The organism is Acidovorax sp. FG42 (assembly GCF_057809195.1).
In genome coordinates, this window is record NZ_JBMDJM010000032.1 from 2,501 (window position 1) to 3,946 (window position 1,446).

General features: G+C 50.8%; 1 rRNA gene (running past one end of the window). It reads left to right on the forward strand.

Annotated features, from left to right (window positions below):
* Positions 1-1,446: ribosomal RNA gene (locus ACODSM_RS22385) — 23S ribosomal RNA — on the forward strand (its annotated part extends 55 nt beyond the left edge of the window); the annotation flags it as partial.

The following is a 1,446-nucleotide window of genomic DNA, read 5'->3' on the forward strand; positions in this document are numbered from 1 at the left end:
ACGTGATAGCCTGCGATAAGCTTCGGGGAGCTGGCAAATAAGCTTTGATCCGGAGATTTCTGAATGGGGAAACCCACCTCGCAAGAGGTATCGCATACTGAATACATAGGTATGCGAGGCGAACCGGGTGAACTGAAACATCTCAGTAGCTCGAGGAAAAGACATCAACCGAGATTCCGAAAGTAGTGGCGAGCGAAATCGGAAGAGCCTTCTAGTGATAGCACGACTGTTAGCAAAACGGGATGGAAAGCCCGGCCATAGCAGGTGATAGCCCTGTATGCGAAAACAGACGTGTGGTACTAAGTTAGAGAAAAGTAGGGCGGGACACGAGAAATCCTGTCTGAATATGGGGGGACCATCCTCCAAGGCTAAATACTCGTAATCGACCGATAGTGAACCAGTACCGTGAGGGAAAGGCGAAAAGAACCCCGGGAGGGGAGTGAAATAGATCCTGAAACCGCATGCTTACAAAAAGTAGGAGCCCGCAAGGGTGACTGCGTACCTTTTGTATAATGGGTCAGCGACTTACATTCAGTGGCAAGGTTAACCGAATAGGGAAGCCGTAGAGAAATCGAGTCCGAATAGGGCGAATCAGTCGCTGGGTGTAGACCCGAAACCAAGTGATCTATCCATGGCCAGGATGAAGGTGCCGTAACAGGTACTGGAGGTCCGAACCCACTAGTGTTGCAAAACTAGGGGATGAGCTGTGGATAGGGGTGAAAGGCTAAACAAACTTGGAAATAGCTGGTTCTCTCCGAAAACTATTTAGGTAGTGCCTCAAGTATTACCTGCGGGGGTAGAGCACTGTTTAGGCTAGGGGGTCATGGCGACTTACCAAACCTATGCAAACTCCGAATACCGCAGAGTACAGCTTGGGAGACAGAGCACCGGGTGCTAACGTCCGGACTCAAGAGGGAAACAACCCAGACCGCCAGCTAAGGTCCCTAAAATTGGCTAAGTGGGAAACGAAGTGGGAAGGCTAAAACAGTCAGGATGTTGGCTTAGAAGCAGCCATCATTTAAAGAAAGCGTAATAGCTCACTGATCGAGTCGTCCTGCGCGGAAGATGTAACGGGGCTAAGCCAGTTACCGAAGCTGCGGATTTGCAATTTATTGCAAGTGGTAGGAGAGCGTTCTGTAGGCCTGTGAAGGTGTCTGGTAACGGATGCTGGAGGTATCAGAAGTGCGAATGCTGACATGAGTAGCGTTAAAGGGGGTGAAAAGCCCCCTCGCCGTAAGCGCAAGGTTTTCTACGCAACGTTCATCGGCGTAGAGTGAGTCGGCCCCTAAGGCGAGGCAGAGATGCGTAGCTGATGGGAAACAGGTCAATATTCCTGTACCGATCAATAGTGCGATGTGGGGACGGAGAAGGTTAGCTCAGCCAACTGTTGGATATGTTGGTTCAAGCCTGTAGTCGTGCCTGGTAGGCAAATCCGCCGGGCTTAGA